Annotated in this window: 20 protein-coding genes; 5 read left to right on the plus strand and 15 right to left on the minus strand. The window is 40.1% G+C overall.

The genetic code is table 11. From position 1 onward, the window contains the following. Positions 1–186: 186 nt before the first annotated feature. Positions 187–1062, plus strand: coding sequence for an alpha/beta fold hydrolase (locus ASE74_RS12835; protein WP_055909631.1), 876 nt, complete (start codon positions 187–189; stop codon positions 1060–1062). 88 nt (positions 1063–1150) lie between these two features. Here ASE74_RS12835 and ASE74_RS12840 read toward each other — a convergent pair whose 3' ends face one another. Beyond that, complete coding sequence (locus ASE74_RS12840) at positions 1151–2266, minus strand: acyltransferase (protein ID WP_055909634.1); 1116 nt, start codon at positions 2264–2266, stop codon at positions 1151–1153. A 250-nt stretch (positions 2267–2516) separates the two neighbouring features. Between ASE74_RS12840 and ASE74_RS12845 the strand changes: the two genes are divergently transcribed. Both ASE74_RS12845 and ASE74_RS12850 read left to right on the plus strand, forming a co-directional pair. After that, positions 2517–3488, plus strand: a complete 972-nt coding sequence (locus tag ASE74_RS12845) for an aldo/keto reductase (RefSeq protein WP_055909637.1) — start codon at positions 2517–2519, stop codon at positions 3486–3488. Beyond that, positions 3489–4325 carry an AraC family transcriptional regulator gene (locus ASE74_RS12850; protein WP_055909640.1) on the plus strand — a complete coding sequence of 279 codons (837 nt, stop codon included), beginning with the start codon at positions 3489–3491 and terminating at the stop codon, positions 4323–4325. A 263-nt stretch (positions 4326–4588) separates the two neighbouring features. Here ASE74_RS12850 and ASE74_RS12855 read toward each other — a convergent pair whose 3' ends face one another. Both ASE74_RS12855 and ASE74_RS12860 read right to left on the minus strand, forming a co-directional pair. Beyond that, the gene (locus ASE74_RS12855; RefSeq protein WP_055909643.1) at positions 4589–5341 is read right to left on the minus strand and encodes an SDR family NAD(P)-dependent oxidoreductase; all 753 of its coding nucleotides are present in this window, start codon (positions 5339–5341) and stop codon (positions 4589–4591) included. A 91-nt stretch (positions 5342–5432) separates the two neighbouring features. Then, a complete protein-coding gene (locus tag ASE74_RS12860; protein WP_055909647.1) occupies positions 5433–6023 on the minus strand; it encodes a Crp/Fnr family transcriptional regulator in 591 nt (196 codons plus the stop codon). 310 nt (positions 6024–6333) lie between these two features. Between ASE74_RS12860 and ASE74_RS12865 the strand changes: the two genes are divergently transcribed. Then, positions 6334–8676, plus strand: a complete 2343-nt coding sequence (locus tag ASE74_RS12865; RefSeq protein ID WP_055909795.1) for a mechanosensitive ion channel family protein — start codon at positions 6334–6336, stop codon at positions 8674–8676. Between the two features lie 302 nt (positions 8677–8978). Here ASE74_RS12865 and ASE74_RS12870 read toward each other — a convergent pair whose 3' ends face one another. From ASE74_RS12870 to ASE74_RS12915, 10 genes are all read right to left on the minus strand, one after another. Further along, complete coding sequence (locus ASE74_RS12870) at positions 8979–9884, minus strand: NmrA family NAD(P)-binding protein (RefSeq protein ID WP_055909651.1); 906 nt, start codon at positions 9882–9884, stop codon at positions 8979–8981. Between the two features lie 16 nt (positions 9885–9900). Beyond that, entirely contained in the window at positions 9901–10830 is a 930-nt protein-coding gene (locus tag ASE74_RS12875; RefSeq protein ID WP_055909654.1) for an alpha/beta fold hydrolase, read from the minus strand. Between the two features lie 74 nt (positions 10831–10904). Then, positions 10905–11474: a Crp/Fnr family transcriptional regulator gene (locus ASE74_RS12880; protein ID WP_055909656.1), complete on the minus strand. Its 570-nt coding sequence runs from the start codon at positions 11472–11474 to the stop codon at positions 10905–10907. Positions 11475–11686: 212 nt separating this feature from the next. Next, the gene (locus tag ASE74_RS12885; RefSeq protein WP_055909662.1) at positions 11687–11872 is read right to left on the minus strand and encodes a CsbD family protein; all 186 of its coding nucleotides are present in this window, start codon (positions 11870–11872) and stop codon (positions 11687–11689) included. Between the two features lie 31 nt (positions 11873–11903). Further along, positions 11904–12305 carry a hypothetical protein gene (locus ASE74_RS12890; protein ID WP_235526080.1) on the minus strand — a complete coding sequence of 134 codons (402 nt, stop codon included), beginning with the start codon at positions 12303–12305 and terminating at the stop codon, positions 11904–11906. A gap of 3 nt (positions 12306–12308) precedes the next feature. After that, positions 12309–13322: a hypothetical protein gene (locus ASE74_RS12895; RefSeq protein ID WP_157255419.1), complete on the minus strand. Its 1014-nt coding sequence runs from the start codon at positions 13320–13322 to the stop codon at positions 12309–12311. Positions 13323–13466: 144 nt separating this feature from the next. Next, positions 13467–14048, minus strand: coding sequence for a hypothetical protein (locus tag ASE74_RS12900; protein WP_055909669.1), 582 nt, complete (start codon positions 14046–14048; stop codon positions 13467–13469). A gap of 23 nt (positions 14049–14071) precedes the next feature. Continuing rightward, positions 14072–15352 (minus strand): OmpA family protein, encoded by a 1281-nt coding sequence (locus ASE74_RS12905; protein ID WP_055909672.1) that lies wholly within the window; start codon positions 15350–15352, stop codon positions 14072–14074. Between the two features lie 416 nt (positions 15353–15768). Continuing rightward, on the minus strand, positions 15769–16488 hold the full coding sequence (locus ASE74_RS12910) for a LytTR family DNA-binding domain-containing protein (protein WP_055909675.1): 720 nt from the start codon (positions 16486–16488) through the stop codon (positions 15769–15771). 189 nt (positions 16489–16677) lie between these two features. Beyond that, a complete protein-coding gene (locus ASE74_RS12915; RefSeq protein WP_055909678.1) occupies positions 16678–18327 on the minus strand; it encodes an ATP-binding protein in 1650 nt (549 codons plus the stop codon). Positions 18328–18692: 365 nt separating this feature from the next. Between ASE74_RS12915 and ASE74_RS12920 the strand changes: the two genes are divergently transcribed. Next, complete coding sequence (locus ASE74_RS12920; protein ID WP_055909681.1) at positions 18693–20027, plus strand: putative sensor domain DACNV-containing protein; 1335 nt, start codon at positions 18693–18695, stop codon at positions 20025–20027. A 187-nt stretch (positions 20028–20214) separates the two neighbouring features. On the opposite strand, the gene ASE74_RS12925 is transcribed toward ASE74_RS12920, so the two are convergent. After that, positions 20215–21663 carry an ATP-binding protein gene (locus ASE74_RS12925; protein WP_369800167.1) on the minus strand — a complete coding sequence of 483 codons (1449 nt, stop codon included), beginning with the start codon at positions 21661–21663 and terminating at the stop codon, positions 20215–20217. Next, positions 21645–22073 carry a molybdopterin-binding protein gene (locus ASE74_RS12930; RefSeq protein WP_157255420.1) on the minus strand — a complete coding sequence of 143 codons (429 nt, stop codon included), beginning with the start codon at positions 22071–22073 and terminating at the stop codon, positions 21645–21647. Before ASE74_RS12930 ends, ASE74_RS12925 begins: the two co-directional genes overlap by 19 nt.

Raw genomic sequence — 22073 nt, forward strand, 5'->3', positions numbered from 1 at the left:
GCCTCCTGCAAGTTTTCGGTAGCTAAATATGCGCGATTCTGATCTCCTGCAACTAAATCTTAGGCTGTCCTGTTTAAATAATGACGCAATTCACATCTAATGTTGTCGTTTATACCGCTCACCGGATCAATAAATGTGCGCCATCTTTGTATTGTAAATAATTTCATACCAAATTTTAATAGCCTTATGAAAAGCTTATTCAAAACAGGGAATACATTTAAATTAATATTGTTAATGGCCATGGTAATGTTAACCACACTTCAATCAAAAGGGCAACAGTTAAAACCTGCCGTAAGCGGTTATGCGCCGGCAAACGGCTTAAAGGTTTATTACGAAGTTTACGGAGCAGGTAAACCGCTGGTATTGTTGCATGGCGCGTTTATGACGATTGCCACCAACTGGGGCGAACTTATACCCGAATTAGCCAAAACCAGGAAAGTAATTGCTATAGAAATGCAGGGCCATGGGCACACACCATATTCAGACCGTAAATTAAACCAGGTTACTCTGGCCAGCGATGTTGAAGCGGTATTGAATTATTTGAAAGTGGATAGTGCTGATGTTGTTGGCTATAGCATGGGCGGAACCATTGCTTATCAGTTTGCTACACAAAGTGCAAAGCGTGTAAATAAACTGGTTATCATATCATCTACCTATAAAAGCACTGGTTGGCTGCCCGAAGTAAACAATGCATTTAAAGGGCTTAAACCGGAGATGTTATCAAACACACCAATGAAAACTGCTTATGACGCGGTAGCACCCGACAAAACTAAATGGACAAATTTTTTAACGCAAATGATTGCGTATGCCAATGTGCCCTTCGATATGGGCGACGACAAGCTTGCTAAAATTACCTCGCCCGTACTCATCATTGCGGGTGATAATGATGGCCTTGATAAAATTGAATTAATTAGAACCTACCGTTTGTTGGGTGGTGATAAATTTGCCGATATGGGTGCGATGCCAAAAGCACAACTGGCCATTGTGCCGGCGCAGGGCCATGTAAGCCTGATGATGCAAACCAAAACAATACTGGCTTATTTGGATGGCTTTTTAAAGTAAACACAAAAGGTGGCCATATGTAAAGAGCATAATGGCCACCTTTTTCAATAAAAACCCTACAGGCAGGGGTATAAATGAATTGCTGTAATTAAGCCAGCTTTTTTTGCAGCCATTTGCGAACAGGTTCATCATACCATTTTAATGCTGCATAAGCTAAGGCAATACCCCCAACTAAAATAAGCAGGGCATATGGCCAGGCCTGCGCAAGTGTAACGCCTTTATGGTTGCTGATCCAGGCCACGTAAAAATAAACCAATGGATAATGTACCAGGTAAAGCGGGTAAGAAATATCGCCCAAAAATTTACATATTTTACGTTCCCTTTGTGTTTGCAGCAGTCCGCTGGCACCGATGTATACAATAAGCGGGAAAACGATGATGATGCAAATGGATTCATATACCCCGTTCATCCATAGGTGATCGGCACCGCCAATACGTGGCATATAAAGTACAAGGGCCACTAAAAGGCTGCACCATAAAAAAGCATTTTTAATTTTGGTGGGTTTCGCAATGCGCGATAGGAGCAGGCCGGCAAAAAAAGGATACATGGTGCGGGTAAAGCCAATGCGTACCTGTTCTACATTCAACGTCCAGCCACCACTAACATCGCCGTTAGAAATGGCGAGCTGTGCCAATGCTATTCCAGCAATAACGACCAATATTGTTAACGCCGTTTTAGAAAATTTCCTGATCCACACCGCATACAAAATGTTGGCAATATATTCGAAAAATAACGACCAGCCCACACTGTTTAAAGGATGCATTTCTTCCCATCCACGAATATCGAGCGATAAAGGCACAGGCAGGATGGTATAACCGATTAACAGCACGAGCAGCATCTTCCATAATGGGATGGTATGAATAAGGGGCCAAATGGTAGAATCCGTATAGTAAAACCCGATGGTACCGAGTGTCATCCCTAAAATTACCATTGGTTGCAAACGGATTATGCGGCGTTTAAAAAAATTGCCTAAACTCATTTTCTGCCACCTGTCGTCATAGGCATAGCCCATCACAAAACCCGATAACAGGAAGAAAAAATCTACAGCGAGGTAACCATGATTAACCAATATATCGAGGTGCCCGGTACCTAAGGGTTCGGTGAGGTGAAAGGTAACTACAATAATGGCTGCAATGCCACGCAGGCCATCTAATATGGGATAATGTGGCTTGGTGGCCAGCTCAATATTTGGGTTAGTGATCATCTGGTTTCTGGTAAAAAATTGCAATTTCTAAAAAATAACGAAGATTCGGTGCTTCGGTAAGTATTGCATTCATAATGATACATAATAAGTTAAATCTAAGTTTAGAGATTAAGAGAACGTCTCAGACCACAACCAATTTGTTTATCTTACCCGTAGGTAATACAATGAATCTAGACAATTGAGCCATACAAGCAAAATATTTGAGCCGTAGAAGAAAGTTTCCGCATTGCTGATTGTTGATCTTTGTATTATGAACAACATCACAAAAATTCAATTGGCACAAAATGGTCCCTTCGTATCTAAACTTGGTTTAGGTTGTATGCGCATGTCGTCTATCTGGGGCGGGCCAACACCTAATGAAACGGAAAGTATTGCTACCATCCACGAAGCTATGGATAGTGGCATTAATTTTATCAACACCGGAGATTTTTATGGTGCCGGCCACAACGAAATGCTTATCGGCAAAGCCATTAAAGACAGGCGAAACGATGCCTTTATCAGTGTAAAATTTGGTGCCATCTTTCACAATGGCCAGTGGCTGGGCTTGGATCTCAGACCGATTGCCATTAAAAACTTTATCAATTACTCGCTTACCCGTTTAGGTATCGAAACTATTGATCTTTACCAGCCCAGCCGGATGGATGGAAGCGTACCGGTAGAAGACATAATTGGCACCGTAGCCGATTTGGTTAAAGAAGGTAAAGTGCGCCATATTGGTGTATCCGAGATTAATGCTGATCAACTTCGCCAGGCCAACAGCATCCACCCGATAAGTGCCCTGGAAATTGGTTATTCGCTTGCCGACCGGCAAATAGAAACCGATCTTTTACCCGCAGCTGCCGAGTTGGGCATTGCCGTAGTGGCCTTTGCCAATACTGCCGAAGGTTTGTTAACCGGAGAGATGAAAGCTCCACTTGCCGAAAATGATTACCATAGCCACTTTACTCGTTTTCAGGGTGATAACCTGGTGCATAACCTCGAAAAAGTAGAAGTGTTAAAGCAACTGGCCCATAATAAAGGCTGTACGCCAACACAGTTGGCCATTGCCTGGGTTAAAGAGCAGGGAAATAACATTATGCCTTTGGTGAGCATGAGCCATAGATCGCGATTGCCTGAAAATATTAAAGCCATGGATATTGCATTTACACCTGAAGAAATGAACACTTTAAATACTACTTTTGCAATAGGTGCAATACATGGTGGCACTTATTTACAACGCTAAATGAACAGTCCAGCAGAAATCCTCCCCGGCGTAATCTTTTATTCCTACCTCTCTACAGAGCGTAAGGAGAAAGTATGCTTCTGGAATCACCATACCCTGGTGTTACAGGTTTCTGGTCAGCTGGTTTTAGAAACCTCCGGTCAGAATATCTCAATAAGGGGAGGAGAGGTGCTGCTGATTGGTAAAAACCAGTTGGGTACGCTTACTAAAACGCCGCTGCCCGGTGGAAACTATGAAACCATTGTGATATCCCTGCAAGAAAATCTTTTGCGCAAAATTGTGCTTGAAGAAAAGTTAGAGGCAGACCATAAATATATAGGTCCGCCCAATATCCTGATTCCTACAAATGAATTCTTGCAGGGCTATTTTCAATCTATTGTGCCTTATGCACGTAGTTCGGGCGACAGCATGACTGATGAAATGGGGATTCTGAAAGTGAAAGAAGGAATTAAATTGTTGTTATTGGCCCTTCCAACGCTGCGCAACTTTCTGTTCGATTTTTCTGAACCGTATAAAATCGACCTGGAAAAGTTTATGCTAAGCAATTACCATTTTAATGTGCCCATTGAAAGATTTGCACAACTCACCGGCCGCAGCCTCGCAGGTTTTAAACGCGATTTCCTGAAAACATTCGGCGCACCGCCAAGGCATTGGTTGCAGGATAAACGGCTTAATGAAGCCAAACACCTTATTGAAACCAAACATCAAAAGCCTTCATCCGTTTATCTTGATTTGGGTTTCGAAAGCTTGTCGCACTTTTCTCATTCTTTTAAGAAAAAGTTCGGTATGGCGCCAACTACCATTATCAGTAGTATCTCTTCAAATATATATGAATAGATTACCCTTAATTATACTACCTCCTATTATAGGTGGGATAGTTCTTTTCCTTATCGATTACTTTATATTCTCCGAAATTAACTGGCAAAGAAATATCCTTGTCATTATTATAATGGCAATAATAAATGCCTTTGTTGTTAATAAAGCAAAGAAACAGTAAGGATTGAATATGCTGATAATCACTTTTCAATATTGTTGAGTGGATACCTTCAACAGCTAATTACTCACTGGCACAAATTCAAATTCATGCCAGTGAATAAGAATTACTTGGCCAGGTAGGTCATGCCGCCATCAACAAGAATTTCGGCACCAAGTAAAAACGAAGAATCTTCAGATGCCAGGAAAACTGCTGTTTTACCAATATCAGATGGCTGCCCGATTCTGCCTATTGGCATTACACCTGCAAATTGAGTTTTTACAGCTTCAATATGTTCTGCAGGAACAAATTTATCAAATGCTGGCGTATCTGTAGTGCCCGGCGTAATTACATTTACCCTGATTTTTCTTTCTAACAAGTCGTTCGAAAAGCTTTTAGCAAAAAAGATTACCGCAGCTTTTGCCGCACCGTAAAGTCCGAATGAGGGGTATGCCCGATGTGCGGCATTAGATCCGATAAGGATGATAGATCCTCCATCATTCATGTAAGGCAATGCTTTTTGTACAGTGAAGTAAACGCTTTTCAGGTTAAGATCCATCGTTTTATTATAGTCTTCTTCGCTAACATCTGCTACGGTTCCGGTTGTTCCTGCACCGGCATTGGCTACCAGCACATCAATTTTGCCAAATTTTTCTGCTGTATCTTTAAACACCCGCTCCAAATCGGCAAGGTTGGTTACATCTGCATTGAGGGCTATAAAATCATTGCCTAACTGATTAATGGAATGTTCTAAAGTTTGATGATTTCTGCCAACAATAGCTCCGGCAGCCCCCTCATTTTTAAACGCTTCAGCTATACCAAATCCAATGCCGCTATTACCGCCTGTAATTACGGCTACTTTGTTTTTTAATTTACTCATGATTTACCTATTTAATGTTAGGTCAAAGATGCACTTGCGCAAGGAGCTGCATCTTATCAAAAGTCATTAAATACGCTTGATAAAGATCAATCTACCGGGAAGAGTTCTTCCTGATCCGGCTTAAGGTTTCGGGGGTTAAACCCAGGTAAGAAGCAATTAAATTTTGCGGAAACCGCTGTATAAAATGTGGATAATCATTAATGAGTTCCTGAAAACGCTCTTCGCCGGTTAAGCTAATGGCATTCTGCATCCTCTTCTGTGCCGCTATGGTATTGTTCTGGCTAAGCACATTCTGCATTGCCGAAAAAGCGGGGATGGGCTTTATAAATTCCTCTACCAGGTTATGGGTAATCTGTAAGATCTCCATATCCTCTAACGCTTCTATATTAAAACGGCTTGGTATTAATTTGTAAAAACTTTCAAAATCGGCCAACCACCAGTTTTCAACACTTAATTTTAAAATATGTTCATGCCCTTTTTCATCTACCGTAAACGTTTTGGCTGCCCCTTTTACAATAAAGCCAGTATATTTACATACATCGCCTTCCTGTAAAAAGTATTGCCGCTTGCGGATTTTTTTTGGTTTAAAGTGAGTGGTAAGTATTTGCTTATCTTCTACAGAAAGCGTTTGGCCTGAAAGTTTTTGAACATAATCGAACAGCGCCTGAAAATTATCCATCATAGAAGTGCTTAAGGAGAAGCTTCAAAAATAAAACTTTCAAATTGGTTTCAAAATAGCTTTACCCGAATGTACTTATTCTGCTTATAATTTCAGAACTACGCCATTGTGCAGATAAATCCCACCTTTTTTTCTAACTTGAGTTAATTTTTTGTTTTACTAAAGCTCCATGGTGAATATTAGCATATTCTTTCGACCCTTTTCAATCCAACTGATATTACTCTTATTGCCAATTGTTTTGCTGGCACAAAATAAGTCTCAGGTAAAAGACACTGTGCATAGTGATACTGCTAGGATTGGATTTGTAGAAAAAATGCAGCGATTCGCAAAGCAATCAGCAAGTTCGAGCGCGAAAGAATTTGAGTCTGATAAGGCCCTGCTGGCGCAAAACAAAATTTTTGAAGAGGTTAAACGAAACCTGCAAAAGGCAAAAATGTTCCTTAAAAAGTCTCCGGATAATTTGGTTACAAAATCGCGGTTAGATGGCATTGATAAAGATTTTAAAACAGCAATTGATGGGGTAATCATTAATACGGGAAGCGCGCAGACCTTCAGAAACTTGACCGCGACATCTAAAATCTTAACCGAGCTACAGGTTAAAGCCGCCGCTATTAAATTGATTCTGGATGTACATCAAGAGCAGCTTAATACCTTCAGGTACAAGTTAGACTCATTATTAAGCATTCCTGCCCTGTTCAAATTTTCTAATGATTCTGCAGTCCTAACCAGGTATATCGGACAGATCAAAGTGGTGGCTTACCAATATCATCCTATTGACAGCCTGTTAAAGCAAGATCTTTTGCGCACAACGGCTCTTTTAAATAGAACAAACCTATTGGTATTTAACCTGCAAATCAGTCAGGAAGAAATATCTGCTTACCAGCAGGATATGGCTAGGAATTCTTTTAAGAGAGAATTTGCCAATATTTGGGATTCGGCCGTTTACAGCAGGCCTTTTAAAGAAATTCTTCAACAGGCAGAGGCAAAGGGAATGCTGACACTTATTTTTTACCTTGAAAATAACGTAGGGAAATTATTTGTTGTTCTATTGCTGATATTATGCTCATTTCTGTATATCCGCTCCCTGAAATCAATTTATAAAGAACAAGATCTTTTAACTGATAATTTTGAAGGTAAGCTGGTACTTCGTTATCCGCTGCTTTCGGCTATATTATTGGTACTAAATGTATCGCAATTTATGTTCATCTCTCCTCCATTTGTTTTAAATGTGATTATCTGGACCCTATCTTGTTTATGTTTAACAGTGATGTTCAGGGCATTTATTACTCGGTATTGGATGCGTACCTGGCTATTGATGGTGGTGTTTTTCTTGGTTGCGGCTTTAGATAATCTTATTCTTCAGGCTTCAAGACCTGAAAGATGGTTGGTGCTGATCATTTCTACAGTAGGTTCGGTTGCAGGTGCAGTGATTATGATTACTGGAAAGAAGCAGGAACTCCGTGAGAAATTAATCGTTTTGGCAATTGGTTTAATGGTGTTGTTAGAATTCGGCTCTACCCTGGCAAACATATTTGGCAGGTACAATCTTGCCAAAACGCTTTTTATCGGTGGTTTTTTAAATGTTGTTATTGCCATTTTGTTTTTGTGGACTGTTCGCCTGATTAATGAGGGCCTTTTTCTTGCATTTAGTGTATATAAGGAGCAGGATAAGAAACTTTTCTACCTCAACTTCGATAAGGTTGGTAAAAAGGTACCAATGTCTTTTTATTTTCTCCTTGTTTTTGGATGGATATTACTGCTTGGACGAAATTTTGCAGGTTTTGAATCTGTGGTAAACCCAGTTCAAGACTTTTTTGCTATAGAAAGAACCTTGGGTGAATACACCTTTACTATCAATGGTCTTTTGTTATTCTTCTTTATCATGGGTGTATCCGTTGTAACCTCGCAAGTGGTATCTTTCTTTGCGTCGGATAAGCACCTCGTACACGATAAACAGGGAAAAAAGAACGTAATGCAAGGGATAGGGAGCTGGTTGCTTTTAATTCGCATTGTTATATTAAGCGTTGGGCTTTTTCTTGCTATTGCAGCCGTGGGGATACCCCTTGATCGAATTACAATAGTAATTGGAGCACTAGGCGTAGGGATCGGATTTGGGTTACAGAACATTGTTAACAACCTGGTAAGTGGTTTAATTATCGCATTTGAAAAGCCCGTTAATGTTGGCGATGTGGTAGATATTGGCGGGCAGGCCGGAACAATGAAATCGGTTGGTTTTAGAAGCAGTGTAATAACCACCTGGGATGGGGCGGATGTGGTGATGCCGAATGGGGACCTGTTGAGTTCGCATTTAATTAACTGGTCGCTGGCCGGAAACAAAAGACGTGTTTTTATTCCTTTAGGCATAGATTATGATTCTGATTTACCGGTTGTAAAAACGCTTGTAAGTCAAATTTTAGAAGAGGAGCAACGCATTTTGAAAAAGCCTTCATATGCGGTGCTTTACGATTCTTTTAGCGAAAGTTCAATTGATATGAAAATATATTTTTGGGTAAGGGATTTTAAGGAGGCAGCCCTAATTAAAAGTGATATTGTAACCGCTATTAACGAAAAGTTTAAAGCGAACGCGATAAAAATTCCTTTTCCACAACAAGAAATATACTTGCATAATACCGTTCGCGGTAAGGAGGAAAGCTAAAGATGCCCAGTACTTTTTGTAATTTATGGTTCAGATCGTTGTGTTTCCAATGGCATTAAGTTAAGCTCTGGTAACGGCTAATATAATTTAACCACAGATGAGAAGGATGCACACCGTTATAAAGATCCGTGCTTATCTGTGTCCATCTGTGGTTAAAACGCTAACTTAATTGTGTCTTGCTACAATCAGAATGAAATCATAACAAATTCAAGCATATATGGCTCAATAATGCTGTTTAAAAATCCAACTATACTTTATTATTACGGTAAATCACCCAAAAATTTGCGGTGGTTATAATGACGCTAATTTGCTTTCTTAATAAAAAGGCTTAGATAATCTGCTGCAGTTGTCCATGCTGTTTGCCCAAAAATCTCATTATCCAGGGTTGGGTGTTGAGTGGTGAACATCGAATACATGTATTGTGCCTGTTGCCATTTGGCGTACAATTCCATTTCTCCAGCAGGATTATCTGCCCGCTGTTGCTTTATAAAGTTCGCAAACTGATCAAGGTCGCTAATTTTGTGGACAGTAAAATGTTCGTTGTTGATAGAATTTACAATTTGCGCTAACATATTTGGGCTAACCTGAAAGCTGGCAATGTGGAGGTTACGCGGAGTTTCATCTTTAAGAGCGGCTTCAGCAGTAAAGTCTGCCGTATTTTCCATAGTAGTGAAATCAAGTTTCCAATCTGCCTTTTCGCCCCAGTAACCAATTGTTTTATTTTTTAAATCAAGCATGGGGGTATTGTATTTAAGAATATCGGCAAATGCACCGTTAAAAATTGATGTTGCCTGTATGGTTGTGCCATCTATATATGCTTTAAACTTTCTGCGAAGATCGAAATTTCTATTTTCCCCCTGTACCAATGGATTATAATCGGTGCAGAAATCAGATGGAATGAATCTTTTTACACCACACTTTAGGGCGGCATCCAGCAAGGCACTTTGGTGATCAACAATTACCTCTTCTAAGCCTGCCAATGCAGAAACTACGCAATCTACACCCTCGCACGCATTTGCCAAACTTGTATGATCGCTGTATTGGGCCGTAATTGGCTCAATTCCATTTTTTACAAGCAGAGCAATTTTTTCAGCATCACTTTCCGGCCGTACAAGGGCTTTTACTACTGCGCCACGTTTAACTAGGGCCATGCAGATCATCGATCCCAAATTGCCTGTTGCTCCTGCAACTAAAATTGTTTTTTTCATTTCTTTTTAAGGTAGGTTATTTTTTTAAAAATTCGTTTACTGTTGCTATAACAGCTTCGGGGCATTCCTCAAATAGATAGTGCCCGCTTTCGGTCATCCCGGCCATCTCAAGGTTTTTACAAACATAGGGCAAAGCCATTTTCATGTAGTTATAACTTACATAGCTTCCAATGCCAAGTACAGGCATTAATAAGGGTTGGTATGATTTTGCATCTTCGATATCGGTAATAAAACTCTGATACCATGCATTGGATGCCCGGATACTTTCTTTATCGTTGTAGGCAGCAGCATAAATTGCGCACTCTTTTTCACTCATCAGCGATTCATCAATCATCACATAACGGAAAAGCCAGTCTATAAGGTACCTAAATCGACCTTCTAGAATCAGTTCAGGGAGGCCTTTCACCTGGTTAAAACCCATCCACCAAGCATAAGGTAAATTGGCATCCATTTTTTCTCCAAAGGTACCAGCGGTTGGTAGGAGTGCCATATGCATCATGCCTTCATTGGGGTGTATGCCATCTGCAACGATCAGTTTTTTTATATACTGAGGGAAGTTGAAGGCCAAACTCATGGCAACCATGCCACCAATATCATGGCCGATAATGTTCACCTGCTCAAGGTTGAGTATTTTTATCAGCTCCACAATATCCTGTGCCATATTCTTTTTATCAAAGCCGGATTCAGGTTTCTCTGATGTGCCCATTCCTCTGATATCCACTATAATTACCCGATGCGTTTTAGCAAGTTCAAGCGCAATTGGGCGATAAGAATACCAGGTTTGTGGCCAGCCGGGTAAGCATAATAAGGGTTCTCCCGAACCTCCATCAACGTAGTGAAGTTTAACTCCATTTACCTTTGCATAGCCGTTGGTAAAACCTGGAAAGTCTTCAATTAACTTTTCGTCAGGATAAGAAATATCATTTGCTATTGAATTTTGTTGCATATTGTCATGTTTTTTGTGATTTCAAAGTTAACATGACCACAGGTTGGTAAAACTACCAATTGGTAGTAAATGTTTTATCTGATTTTTGCCCTTATTCTGCTTAAGGCATTGGGGGTGATCCCCAGAATGGAAGCCAGGTGTTTCACAGGGATTTTCTTCAACAATTCGGGCATCTCTAAGAATCCTGCATAACGCTCTTCGGCAGACATGGTTTGAAAGTTAAGAAGTTGGTCTACCATCCTCGCCGCTGTGGCTTCCCATACTTTCCGCCCGAATTCTTCCCAGCTGGGAATGTGCGCATATAGAAAATCCATATCCTTTTTGTCGATAATCAGCAGTTCTGTTTCTTCAATTGCCTGAATGTTAAACCTGGTGGGTTTTTGCGGATTCAAACTGGAAATTTCAGTGAAAAATTCATTTTGAAAACATACCCAGGTTGTATTTTCCTTGTTATTAAAATCATAATAAAACCGTAAACCTCCCTTTGAAATAAAGAAGTATTGGTTGGCAATTTGGCCGGTTTTCAGTACGAGCTTCCCTTTGGGTATCGATTTAAACCTGCACCGCGATAGTACAAGATCAAGCTCATGTTGTTCAATGGAAACAGTTCCTTTTATGAAAGCGACAAACTCTGCGGTACGCATTTATTAAGCGGTTTTTATGGGGATTAAAAGCCGGACAATATACTGTATATGTTGGGGAATATTGAAATTTGTTTATGCAAAATATAAAGCCAAAGCCTAAAGGGTTATTCACTTTTGAAATATCGGGCAATCGAATTGCTCGCCATTAGCGGGAAATTGCGCTAATAAAAAAGCTCCAAAACATTTGTTCTGGAGCTTTTAGGAGCTTGTGATTATAAAGATTTAAGCCAATCTACAACCTGTTCGCGGGTTTTGCCGGTTTTTTGCTGTAATTTTCCATAAAGTTCATCATCTTTTCCTTCTTCGTATTTCAGATCATCTTCCGTAAGATCTGCATAGGCCTGTTTTACTTTTCCTTTAAGCTCATTCCAGGCACCTTTTAATTCTAATTTGTCCATTGTATTTGATTTTTTTGGTATTAACTACTAATTAGTTTTGAACTTCTTTTGCGGCATAAATACTGTCGACAACATATTTGCTGTATCCTCTCCAGGGTAAAGTGCTTTTATATTCCTTATAATGCAGCTCATAAAATTTGCCACTGTTGCCCATCAATTTTGCTGCAATATTTTCGTCAGCTACAGAGAATTCAAATTCGTTGTTTTCAAGTGTTCCCTTTTGTCTGGAGCGCACTCCGCTTTGTATGAGTTTTCCTTCATTGGTTTTAAAAACATAGCCTTTTTTAACGATGTAATTTAATTCCCCGGCTTTAACGCCCTCGCCAAAAACAAAAAAGTAATTGTAATAAGCAAAGCCGAAAAGCATTAAAACGAAAATTACCGCTACAATGGTTCCTATTCTTTTCCCTTTAGTCATGTTTTCTTTAATCAAGATTTAAATTCGTTCTTCGGGTGTTATTTCAATAATTGTAAGCCTTTTTTTTGAGGCCAAAATTGCTCCGAAACCTGCACTAACAGCTCCCAATATCATACCGATGAAAGAGAAGATTGCAAATTTTGAAAGGGCTGAAGCCATTTCATCGCCCACCTTGCGCGCTTTTTGTTCTGCTTCTGCCTTAACCTCTTTAATCTTTTCTTTTGCTGTTTTTAAGGTGCTTACCCAGTTTGCTACAATCTGTTCTGATTCAGCCTGGCTTTTTCCGGTTCTGTTTTTTACAATGTTTACCAATGCTTCCTGATCTACAGCATTGAAGGTAGAGTCGTTTTCAGAAAATAATTTAGAAACTAATGCATCTACTTTTTGCTGTGCCTCCTGAGGATTCTCCAGAACAGCTTCACCGGTTGATTCACCCAGACGGGATTCCTGATCAAGTTTTTTATTCAATTTATTGGGCTGTAATTCTTTTTTTTCAGTTTGCCTTAACAATAATTGAGCTTCATCTTTCATCTTCCCAAAAGTGTTTTTATCCACACCCAGTTGATCTTTAATCAGGTTACCTGCTTCTGGGGCTGCCGCCTTTATTCCTTCTCCGGCAAGAGAAAAGCCTTTGGTGATTACCGAGCCTACGCCACCTACAATTTTTCCAACTGATGAAGTGATCAGGTAGATATTCAGGAAAGTGAGCAGGCACCAGGTGAGCAGCCCATGCAATACCAAATCCGTTTTTTGTATGTGATTGGAGAACCAGCCAGCAGTCCATCCGCCTGTAAATATAGAAATTAGCATAGTTACTATCCACCAGATTAATGCTCCTGTACCAAGGCCGCTGAAAGGTTTGGCTTCATCGAGCGGATTAATGCTGCCGAAGCCTATGCCAAGCCCTAAGAAACTTAAAAGAAGTTGCACTGCTATGGCAATGAAAACCCCAGCAATTATAGCACTCCATGATAGGCGGGTTAAAAATCCGAGGGCAGGTTTATTTCTTATGTGATCAATATTTTGTTCCATGATTTTGTTGTTAGATAGAAAATTATTTAGGAGACCGCGATTGGAAATCGGCAAAACTTTAAACCGTTTGAGTTTATAAATAATGCGATGTATTAAAATAAATGCCGCTTTCGGGATGGAAAGCAGCATTTTAAATTTGATTTATTAATTGGTAATATCTCTTTTTACCTTGTTGGCAGTCCGTTGTCCGGGCAGGTAGATTTGAAAACCGAATGAAAGGTTAATGTTGTTCTGTGTTGTAGCACTTCCAAATCCAACCAGTCCATTGTATTTCAACAGGGTTTCAAGGCCAATATTTGGGGTAATGAAATAGGCAAAACCAGGGCCTACGCTTAGGTTTAATCCATTTGTATTTCCACCGCCATTGCTCACATTAACGCCACCTATACCCACTGTTGCTTCTGCAAAGAAACGTCCGTGGCGAAGTACTTCAGTATCTTTACCGGTATAGTAACGGCCCAATGCGCCAACACCATAGCTTGTTGTTGTATTGGAATTTTTGGCTGTTTCCAATCCAAAGTTTACATAACCGCCAAGTGCTACATTATCCTGAATAAACCAGGCCGCTTTTGGTGTAATGTCTACACTGAAGATTTTCGGATCATCTAACCCAAGATTGATATTGGTTAGGTTTCCGCCTACCAATACATTGCCTTTTTGAATTTGGGCATTGGCAGCAAGGATAGTTGTTGCTGAGATAATTACAGTTGCTAAAAATTTTTTCATGATTGATGTTATTTATTTAAGGATTAATATAATGTGAATTCTACACGGCGGTTTTCCTGACGGCCTGCGGCAGTTTTATTTGTTGAAATTGGCTGATCCGGGCCATAACCTGTAGTTTCTACTCTTGATGCATTTACACCCTGAGATACCAGGTAAGTTTTAATAGATTCTGCTCTTTCTTTTGATAAGCGCAGGTTTAATTCTCTGCTGCCTGTATTATCAGTATGGCCGGCTAGTTTTAAGCTGAAGTTTTTCTCTATTAAAAGGGCCGCAACTCTGTTTAACGTGGTGTATGATTTTGAACGGATGGTTGATTTTCCTAAATCAAACTCCAGGTTCGAAATTGCATCTCTAACTACTTTACGGTCTGCCTCAGTAATCACTGTGGTTTCCTTAATAATGGTGGTTGGTGCAGCTAATGGGCAACCTGAACCATCAACAGCAGTTCCAGAAGGTGTACCAGGACATTTATCAAATTTGTTGGCAACACCATCATTATCATCATCACCTAAATCTTTGGCATATTGTGCTCTGTCTCTTTCAGCATTTTGCGCTGCGGTAGATAATGCACTTCTCAGATCGGCACTTTCTGCTGCACTTTGCTTGCGCAGATCGGCAACTGCACTATAGTTTTGCAGTTGTGAGTTTTCTTTATTTCCTAAAGCAAATTCCAAACCTGCATGGGCATAAGAAAACCTGCTTTCGTTGTAAACACTTTTAACAGTTGGAGAAGATTTAATGAAGTTGATGTCATAACCTAAATCAATATTGATCCCTTTGGCAACACCAAACTTAAATCCTACTCCGGTAGGAATAAACCAGCCTTCCCTTTTGGAAAATACTTCCACATTTCCGGTCTGAGAATCCGACGACATATAACCTGCACCTGCTTTAACGTAAGGAATAAGTACAGCGTTTTCTGTATTAAGGCTAAAGTTTGCAATGTTTAATACCGCGGTTAATGAGCCAGACCAATTGATGCTGTTTTTTTGCTCGATTGTGCTGGTTGAGTTTAAAGATTTAATTTCGCCACGCAAAAAGTCTGCTTGAAGACCCAACGCTGGCAAGATTTGTTTTTTAATGAAGCCGCCATAGCCAATGCTTTTAAACTCTTTGGCCTTAATGCTTTCGCCACCTAAAAAGGTATTCTGGCTTAATATTCCGCCATGGGCGCCAACGCTCCATGTTCTTAAAGATTGTTTGCCAAACCGCGCTGATGCAGTTGGGGTTTCCTGCGCAAACAGATGGGTTGAGATGCTTAATAAAGCAAGCAACATTGTTGATTTTGTAAATTTGTAATTCATCTTTTGGGTGTTTTTGTTATTGTTTATTTTAATTATACCTGAGTGTTAGTGGATAATACCTGGCCGGTTCGATATGCTTGGTAATAGGCCAGAAGTAACTTCAGGCTGATCGCATTTTTCACTCATCTTAAAGGCCAGGGGATTATCTTCGAAATGATTTATTGTTATAGATCACATCGCGACGGCTCAGTCTTTTTGGTAGATTTCTATGGCCAAATTATATGAGCAGGTGGCAGGATAACGAGTAATATATTTTTTCATGGTCGTGTCAAATTAGTAGCAGCGCTTATCAGCCCTGATGTAAACACATCAAAGAAAGTTATTTGTATTTCCGGCAGAAAATCCGTTCGTCAGAATGCCTTACCTATCCGATAGAAGGCTTAAATTAATCGTCGAAATTATTGGTGGTTATTGGATTACAACCAGGATTTGAAATGTGACTTAAACTGCGGGCGATATTGTTCGGTTACGGGTATCACTGCTTTTCCAATTTTGACGGTGTTGTGCTGTATGGCATCAATTTTATCCAAGGCTACAATGAAAGATCTGTGTATGCGCATAAAACGATCGGAAGGTAAGATGCTTTCCATTGTTTTCATGGTAGATAATGCCGTAATCATCTTTCCACCTTTGATAAAAACATTAATATAATCTTTCTGGCTTTCTCCGTAAAGAATGTCGTTTACATCTACACGGATTAATTCATGCTCTACTTTAAGAAAAATAAATTCTCCGGCATCGCTTTTCTGCACTGCAGGCAGTAAATAATTTTTCGCTTTAAAAGCAGCTTTAAAAAAATCTTCGTAGGTAAAAGGCTTCAAAAGGTAATCTATTGCATCTACTTTATAACCTTGCGATGCATACTCGCCAGAGCCACTGATGAAAATAATCCGGGGCATATCTTTTCCGTATTGATTATGGAGTGTTTTGGCAAAACTCATTCCATCAATTCCCGGAAGGTTAATGTCGAGTATAATTAAATCGATATCCGAATTGCCCAAAACATCAATTGCCTGTGCGGGGCTGCCATGAACGGAAACCAGATGAAGAAACGAGGTTTCGCGAACAAATTCACTGACATAACTACTTACCTCAGGATCATCGTCTATAACAATACAATTGAGTTTATTCGTCATTAAGGTGACGGGTAAGGTTACTATTAGTGGTATACAACATTTGCAGGGATGCGCTTTATTGGTTCCAAAGGTAACTTTATATAAGAGAAAAGAAAAGATGAACCTTGCAATTATTTTACATAGAGCAATTCATCAGCCATAATTTACTTAATTGCTGTTGTTTATTATACAGAACCTCCTGCAAATGAATTAATAAGGGATTGAAAAACGCACTGTACAACCCTGGCCTTCTTCACTTTCGAGCGCGATGGTACCTCCCTGTAGGTTTATGAGCTGGCGGCATAGATATAAACCCAATCCTGTTCCGGGCTTTTGGCCACCGGCCTGGTAATAGGGCGAAAACAATTCGGCCTGCTTATCTTTGCGAATGCCCGAGCCTGTATCTCTAACGATTACAGTAAGCAAGTAAGCTTTTTCTTTTTTCTCGAGTTGAGCAGATAAATGAACATAGCCCTTATCTGTATATTTAATGGCGTTGCTTAGTAAATTGATGAGCACCTGTTTAAGCCGCAAATCATCTCCGTTTACGCTTAACTCTTTACTGCCTTCAAATTCAAGATTCAAATCAATCCCTTTTCTTTCAGCCATAAAACGCATGGCTTCCATCGAATCGCTAATGGCCTGGTAAGGGGTAAACGGACTTATATTTAGTTCTGCGGCACTTTGTTCCATTTTACTCACATCAAGTACGTTGTTAACCGTTTCGAGCAGTAGTGTTGAAGATAGATTAATGGAGGTAACTTTCTTCTCCTGATCAGGCAATAAGGTTGTCCGCTTAAGCATAAATACCGCTCCGTTTATGGCCATTAACTTATTGCGGATTTCATGACTCATGATGGCAAGTATTTCTGACTTTTGGCCAGCCAACCTAACAGCCCTCGAATTTTCCATGATGTACCTCCGTTCTGCACCGGAAGCCTTCCTGATGTAAATGATCAGGATGATGATAAAAAGTAATATGAAAACGGATGCTACGCCGGTAAAGGTATTTAAATCGCGGGAAGTTGAACGGTACTCTGCAAGTATTTCCTCACGGCTTTTCTCAAAGGCTACCCGCTCTATACCCTGCACATCCAATAAAAGCCCCCGCAGTTCGGTAAGCAGGTTTAAATTCGCCAAAATCATTTCCTGGTTCGATTGGCCCAGAAGCGCGTATTGTTGGCCGAGTTCATTAATCAGGGCTTTCTGATCGGATTCAGATTCAGCTTTTTGCTGTTTTTTTTGTTGCTCAATTGTTAATACCTTAACAGTTCTGGTATTGCTCACCGCATCTTTTAATCGTTTAATCAGGCTCCTTTTGGTTGGTTCCTGGTAAACAGAAACAGAGGTATCGGTTTGCATATTCCTTTTTCCGAAACCTTTTGCAGAGCGATCTTGAATTGAGCCTGCGGTTGTTTGCTCAAGGAGCGATGTAAAGCGTTTCTGTAGCTCAAACAGCTGCTGTGAAACCGCTATTTTTTGTTGAAGTGCTTGTGCAATCTGTTGTTTGCTTTTTGGTAAGTGGCCATTTGCGTCCGTTTTATACCGGTTGATTATCCCGCCCATCTTGGCAAAAATCTGTTTAAGGTTTGTTTTGTATGCATCCAAATCACTTGCCCGTCCGTTGGCGCTAGCCTGCCTGAAACTGTTCTCAGTCATATTTAAATCAATGAGCAGCCTGTTTATTGCCGGTTGCTGCCATGGTTGGCGGAGCTGGCCGCTTAAACGGTCGAGTTTTGCAGTTATGGTGTGGCGGAGTATAAAAGAGCCTGCGGTTAATATGAAAGTAAGTATGAGAAAGATAACGAAGAGTTTTCTGATAATTCCGGTAAAACGTTGGGATTGGCGGCGATTAATCATCGTGGGGTTTATTTTCTTATGTTGGTTAGTGAAAACAAGTTTTGCTTAAAACGGCTTTAGCCAGGAGATTTAAACCTAAAAAGTGTATTTAAACTTCATCAGTTCGCTGCCTTGTTAAATTTGTTTATTGCAGAATCTATCTTAAAAGGAAAAAAGATTTTTTTTGTTTTACATGTGGAAAATATTTTCTTCAATCCTTTATAATGATCATGATTAATACACCGCATTATCAGCAATAAAATAGCTCGATAGGGAAAATCTTCTAAGCTGGGTTACACCTTTTTTGCGTAACAATTTTTTATGTAGGAGTAAGTTCAGGTAAAACGATTTTAACTTTAATCTGTTATGCTTTAAACGATTGTATTTTGGAAAATTCGCGCCCTGCTGACCTGGCTTTGCTGGTACAGAATAAGCTTAAGTTAACAAGGAACAAACTCCCGCTTCCTGATTTAAAGGTTTTGGAAGATCTCTTCGATTGCCTTTTTTATTCGAGCATGTGCAAGGAGGAGAGCGAGCTGATCAGGGTTACAATCACCTTTCTCGATCCGCAAAACCCTGATCCTTCTCCTCCAAATTATATTGTACCGGAAAGGTGGAGCTGTGTAGCTTTCGACCATCAAGTGGCGATGACAACCAAAACCCTGGCCAAGCTTTCAAAGGCTGCAGATCCGGCCAGCTCCTCATTAGCTGTTTATTACGATGAAAAGGGCTGCATTTATATCTGGGGTATGATCGATCAGGCGATGCATTATCAAAACTTTTTAAATTATGAGTCTGATACCGGTTCAGAACAACCTGGTTTATTTCAGGTTTCCATCAGCGATATTGGTACTTTGAACGTGCTTTTTGATTATGAACTCCTCGCCACCCTGAAGCATAATGTGCTTGTAAAGCGTTACCTGGATGTTTTAACAATCGGCCCCATTTCTAAAATGTTAAGAAAGAATGCTGATTTTTTGAAGATTACTTTAAAAGCATATCTAGAGCAGTTTCATCCCAATGAAAGCTATGCTGAATGGGAAGACTTTCTAGATGGGCTATGGATCCAGACTTTTTCGAGGTTGCTGCTCAAAATACAGAACTACCAACATGGTGGAGCCATACTGATTGGAGATAACAGTGCTGACCTCGACGTAAAATACAGAATTCATTACGAGCGGCTTACACTAGCGATGGTTGCACATGCAAAAGCATCTATCGATAACTTTGTTGCCGAAAGTACCATTAAAGGAGATTTGGATGCCGGGAAAAGATCGGTTAGCAAATTGCTTTACCTGCGCGAATCAGGATCTTTTTATACTAAGCAGGGTACAGGGGATGAGATAAAGGGAGCAATTAGCTTTATAGCCTCACAAACCTGTGTAGATGGGGTGGTGCTTTTCAATCGCAGTATGGTGAGCAACGGTTTTGGCGCAGTACTCCGGGCCAAAAAAATGCCTAGAAAGATTTATGTTTCTTCTACTGCAACTGCAACTCTAAAATCGCTTGAACCACATGATCCCAGGCATTATGGAACAAGGCACCGATCAATGATTGCCTATTGCTGGAACCATCCATCTTCTCTTGGCCTGGTTATATCTCAGGATGGTGATATCAGGGCATTTTCGAAAGTAGAAGATAAGTTAATTATGTGGGAGAATATTAAAACCCAACAGTATTTAACAGGCAGGAGCCAAAAACAGCGGAAAGCAGACGGTTAAATTTTCGTACAACATAAGCTATAGATCTGTGTTTATCTGTATTTCAAAAGTGCTAACATAATAACATTGGCATCGTGTATGTAGCGTTAATCTGCGGAATATCGAACGATATTGACGGCGCAAAGCGGTGGCGAATTTTCTGCTTCAACTAATTTTCATTAACGTCCACTTCGCTTATGTAATGATTTTATAAGGGAATGCTAAACCAAAATTTGCTGCCCTGGCCAATCTGGCTTTCTACGCCAATCTTTCCCCCGTGGCGGTAGATGATCTCTGCACACAAATAGAGGCCAATGCCGAAACCTGCAATGGTTTTGGTCTGTTTACTTTCAACGCGATAGTAACGGTTAAACAACTTTGGCTGATCTTCCGCATTAATGCCCATTCCACTGTCTTTTACACGTACAATTATCTCTTTGCCAATTATTTCCGAGTCGATCATTACGGTACTTCCATTTGGAGAATATTTTACAGCGTTACTGATCAGGTTATTGATTACCTGACTGATTTTATCACGGTCTGCATTAATTTGCTGTTCGCCCTTAATTGAGAAGTTGATCTGGTGGGTACTGATCATAATCCTATATTCTTCCTCAATTTCTTTCATTAGCTCACCCATTTCGAAATGGCTTTTATCAATGTGGATTTTGCCGGCTTCCAATCTGGAAACATTTAAAAAACCATTAATCATTGTGGTCATCTTTTTAACCTGGCTAAGCGAACGGTCCAGTACACCAAGAGATGGGCTGTCATCAGTAGTACGAGCTTTACGCTGCAGGATTTGTAAAAAAGCGTTTAGCGAGGTAAGTGGCGTTTTAAGCTCGTGGCTAACCATACCGATAAAGTCATTCTTGCGCAGTTCTTCTTCTTTCATGCGTTCTATATCAGTGGTACAACCCACCCACATGGTAATCTGCCCTTGCGAATCCATTATAGGAGAGGCAATATTCAGGTGCCATCGGTAATCGCCATTAATGTCTTTAAAGCGCATTTCCATTTCAAGCGCTGTCCCTTTAGCAGCGGCCTCACCCAATCGCTGCTGAAACTCCGGAATTTCTTCAGTATGCATCATCTGGTGATACCCGAAATCCCTTAAGTCTTCAAAGTTCATTCCACTGTAATCCAGCCATTGTTGGTTAAAGAAGGTTACTTCTCCGCTAGGGAGTGCATTGCTTATTTTTGCCGGTACAATATCAGCCAGGGAACGGAAGTGTTTTTCGCTTTCTTCTATTTTTTTGCGTGCAAGCACCTGTGTGGTAATATCAATGGCAACGATCATAAGTGCGAATGGCTTGCCATCGGCATCTTTTAACGGCTCATAAACAAAGTTGATATGAACAGTTTGTGGCTCGCCGTTTCTGATAAGTATAATTTCATGTTCGTTTGCATAATAGGTAGAGCCGATTGCAAGTACCTGTTTTGTAATCGGTTCATAAATTGCGCTAGATTCTGCGTTCACCTCCCAGTAAGGCATAACATCAAATGCTTCCCGAGGTTTTCCGATGATTTCCAGAAAAGTGTCGTTCATTTCGACCACAAACAGTGGATCTCCTTGCAATATGCACATTCCCACTGGTGCCTGTTTTACTATGTTCCGAAGGTTTTCCTCATTTGCGCTTAGCCTATCGTTGGCCAGCTGTTTCTTTCCGTTTTTTTAGGTTCGGCATTAAAGCTTAACAGTATTAAAATATTGTTTTCAGCTTTAGCGTTAAAGACCTCATTCCATGAAAAAACTACTTTATAATTGTCTGTTGCGGTACAGACCAGGTAATACTCACTTAATTTTTTTGGTGATGCTTCATCTATGGTTACTTTCGATAGAATATTTTTTAAAGCAACACCTTTAACGTTTTTGATACTTCTTTTACGTTCTAGGAGATGGTTGAAAATTACCAAACTATCCAGACTTAGCATTTTGTAATTCTTCAATGATGCTAAGTCGATTGTTAATTTGTTTTTTACTTTTCCATCTATTACAAACTCTTTGCTTTCCTGCGCTTTTGCAGCAAAAGCTAATAATAGAAGAACGGGAATGATATATTTCAT

The organism is Pedobacter sp. Leaf216 (assembly GCF_001421515.1).
Classification (GTDB): Bacteria; Bacteroidota; Bacteroidia; order Sphingobacteriales; family Sphingobacteriaceae; genus Pedobacter.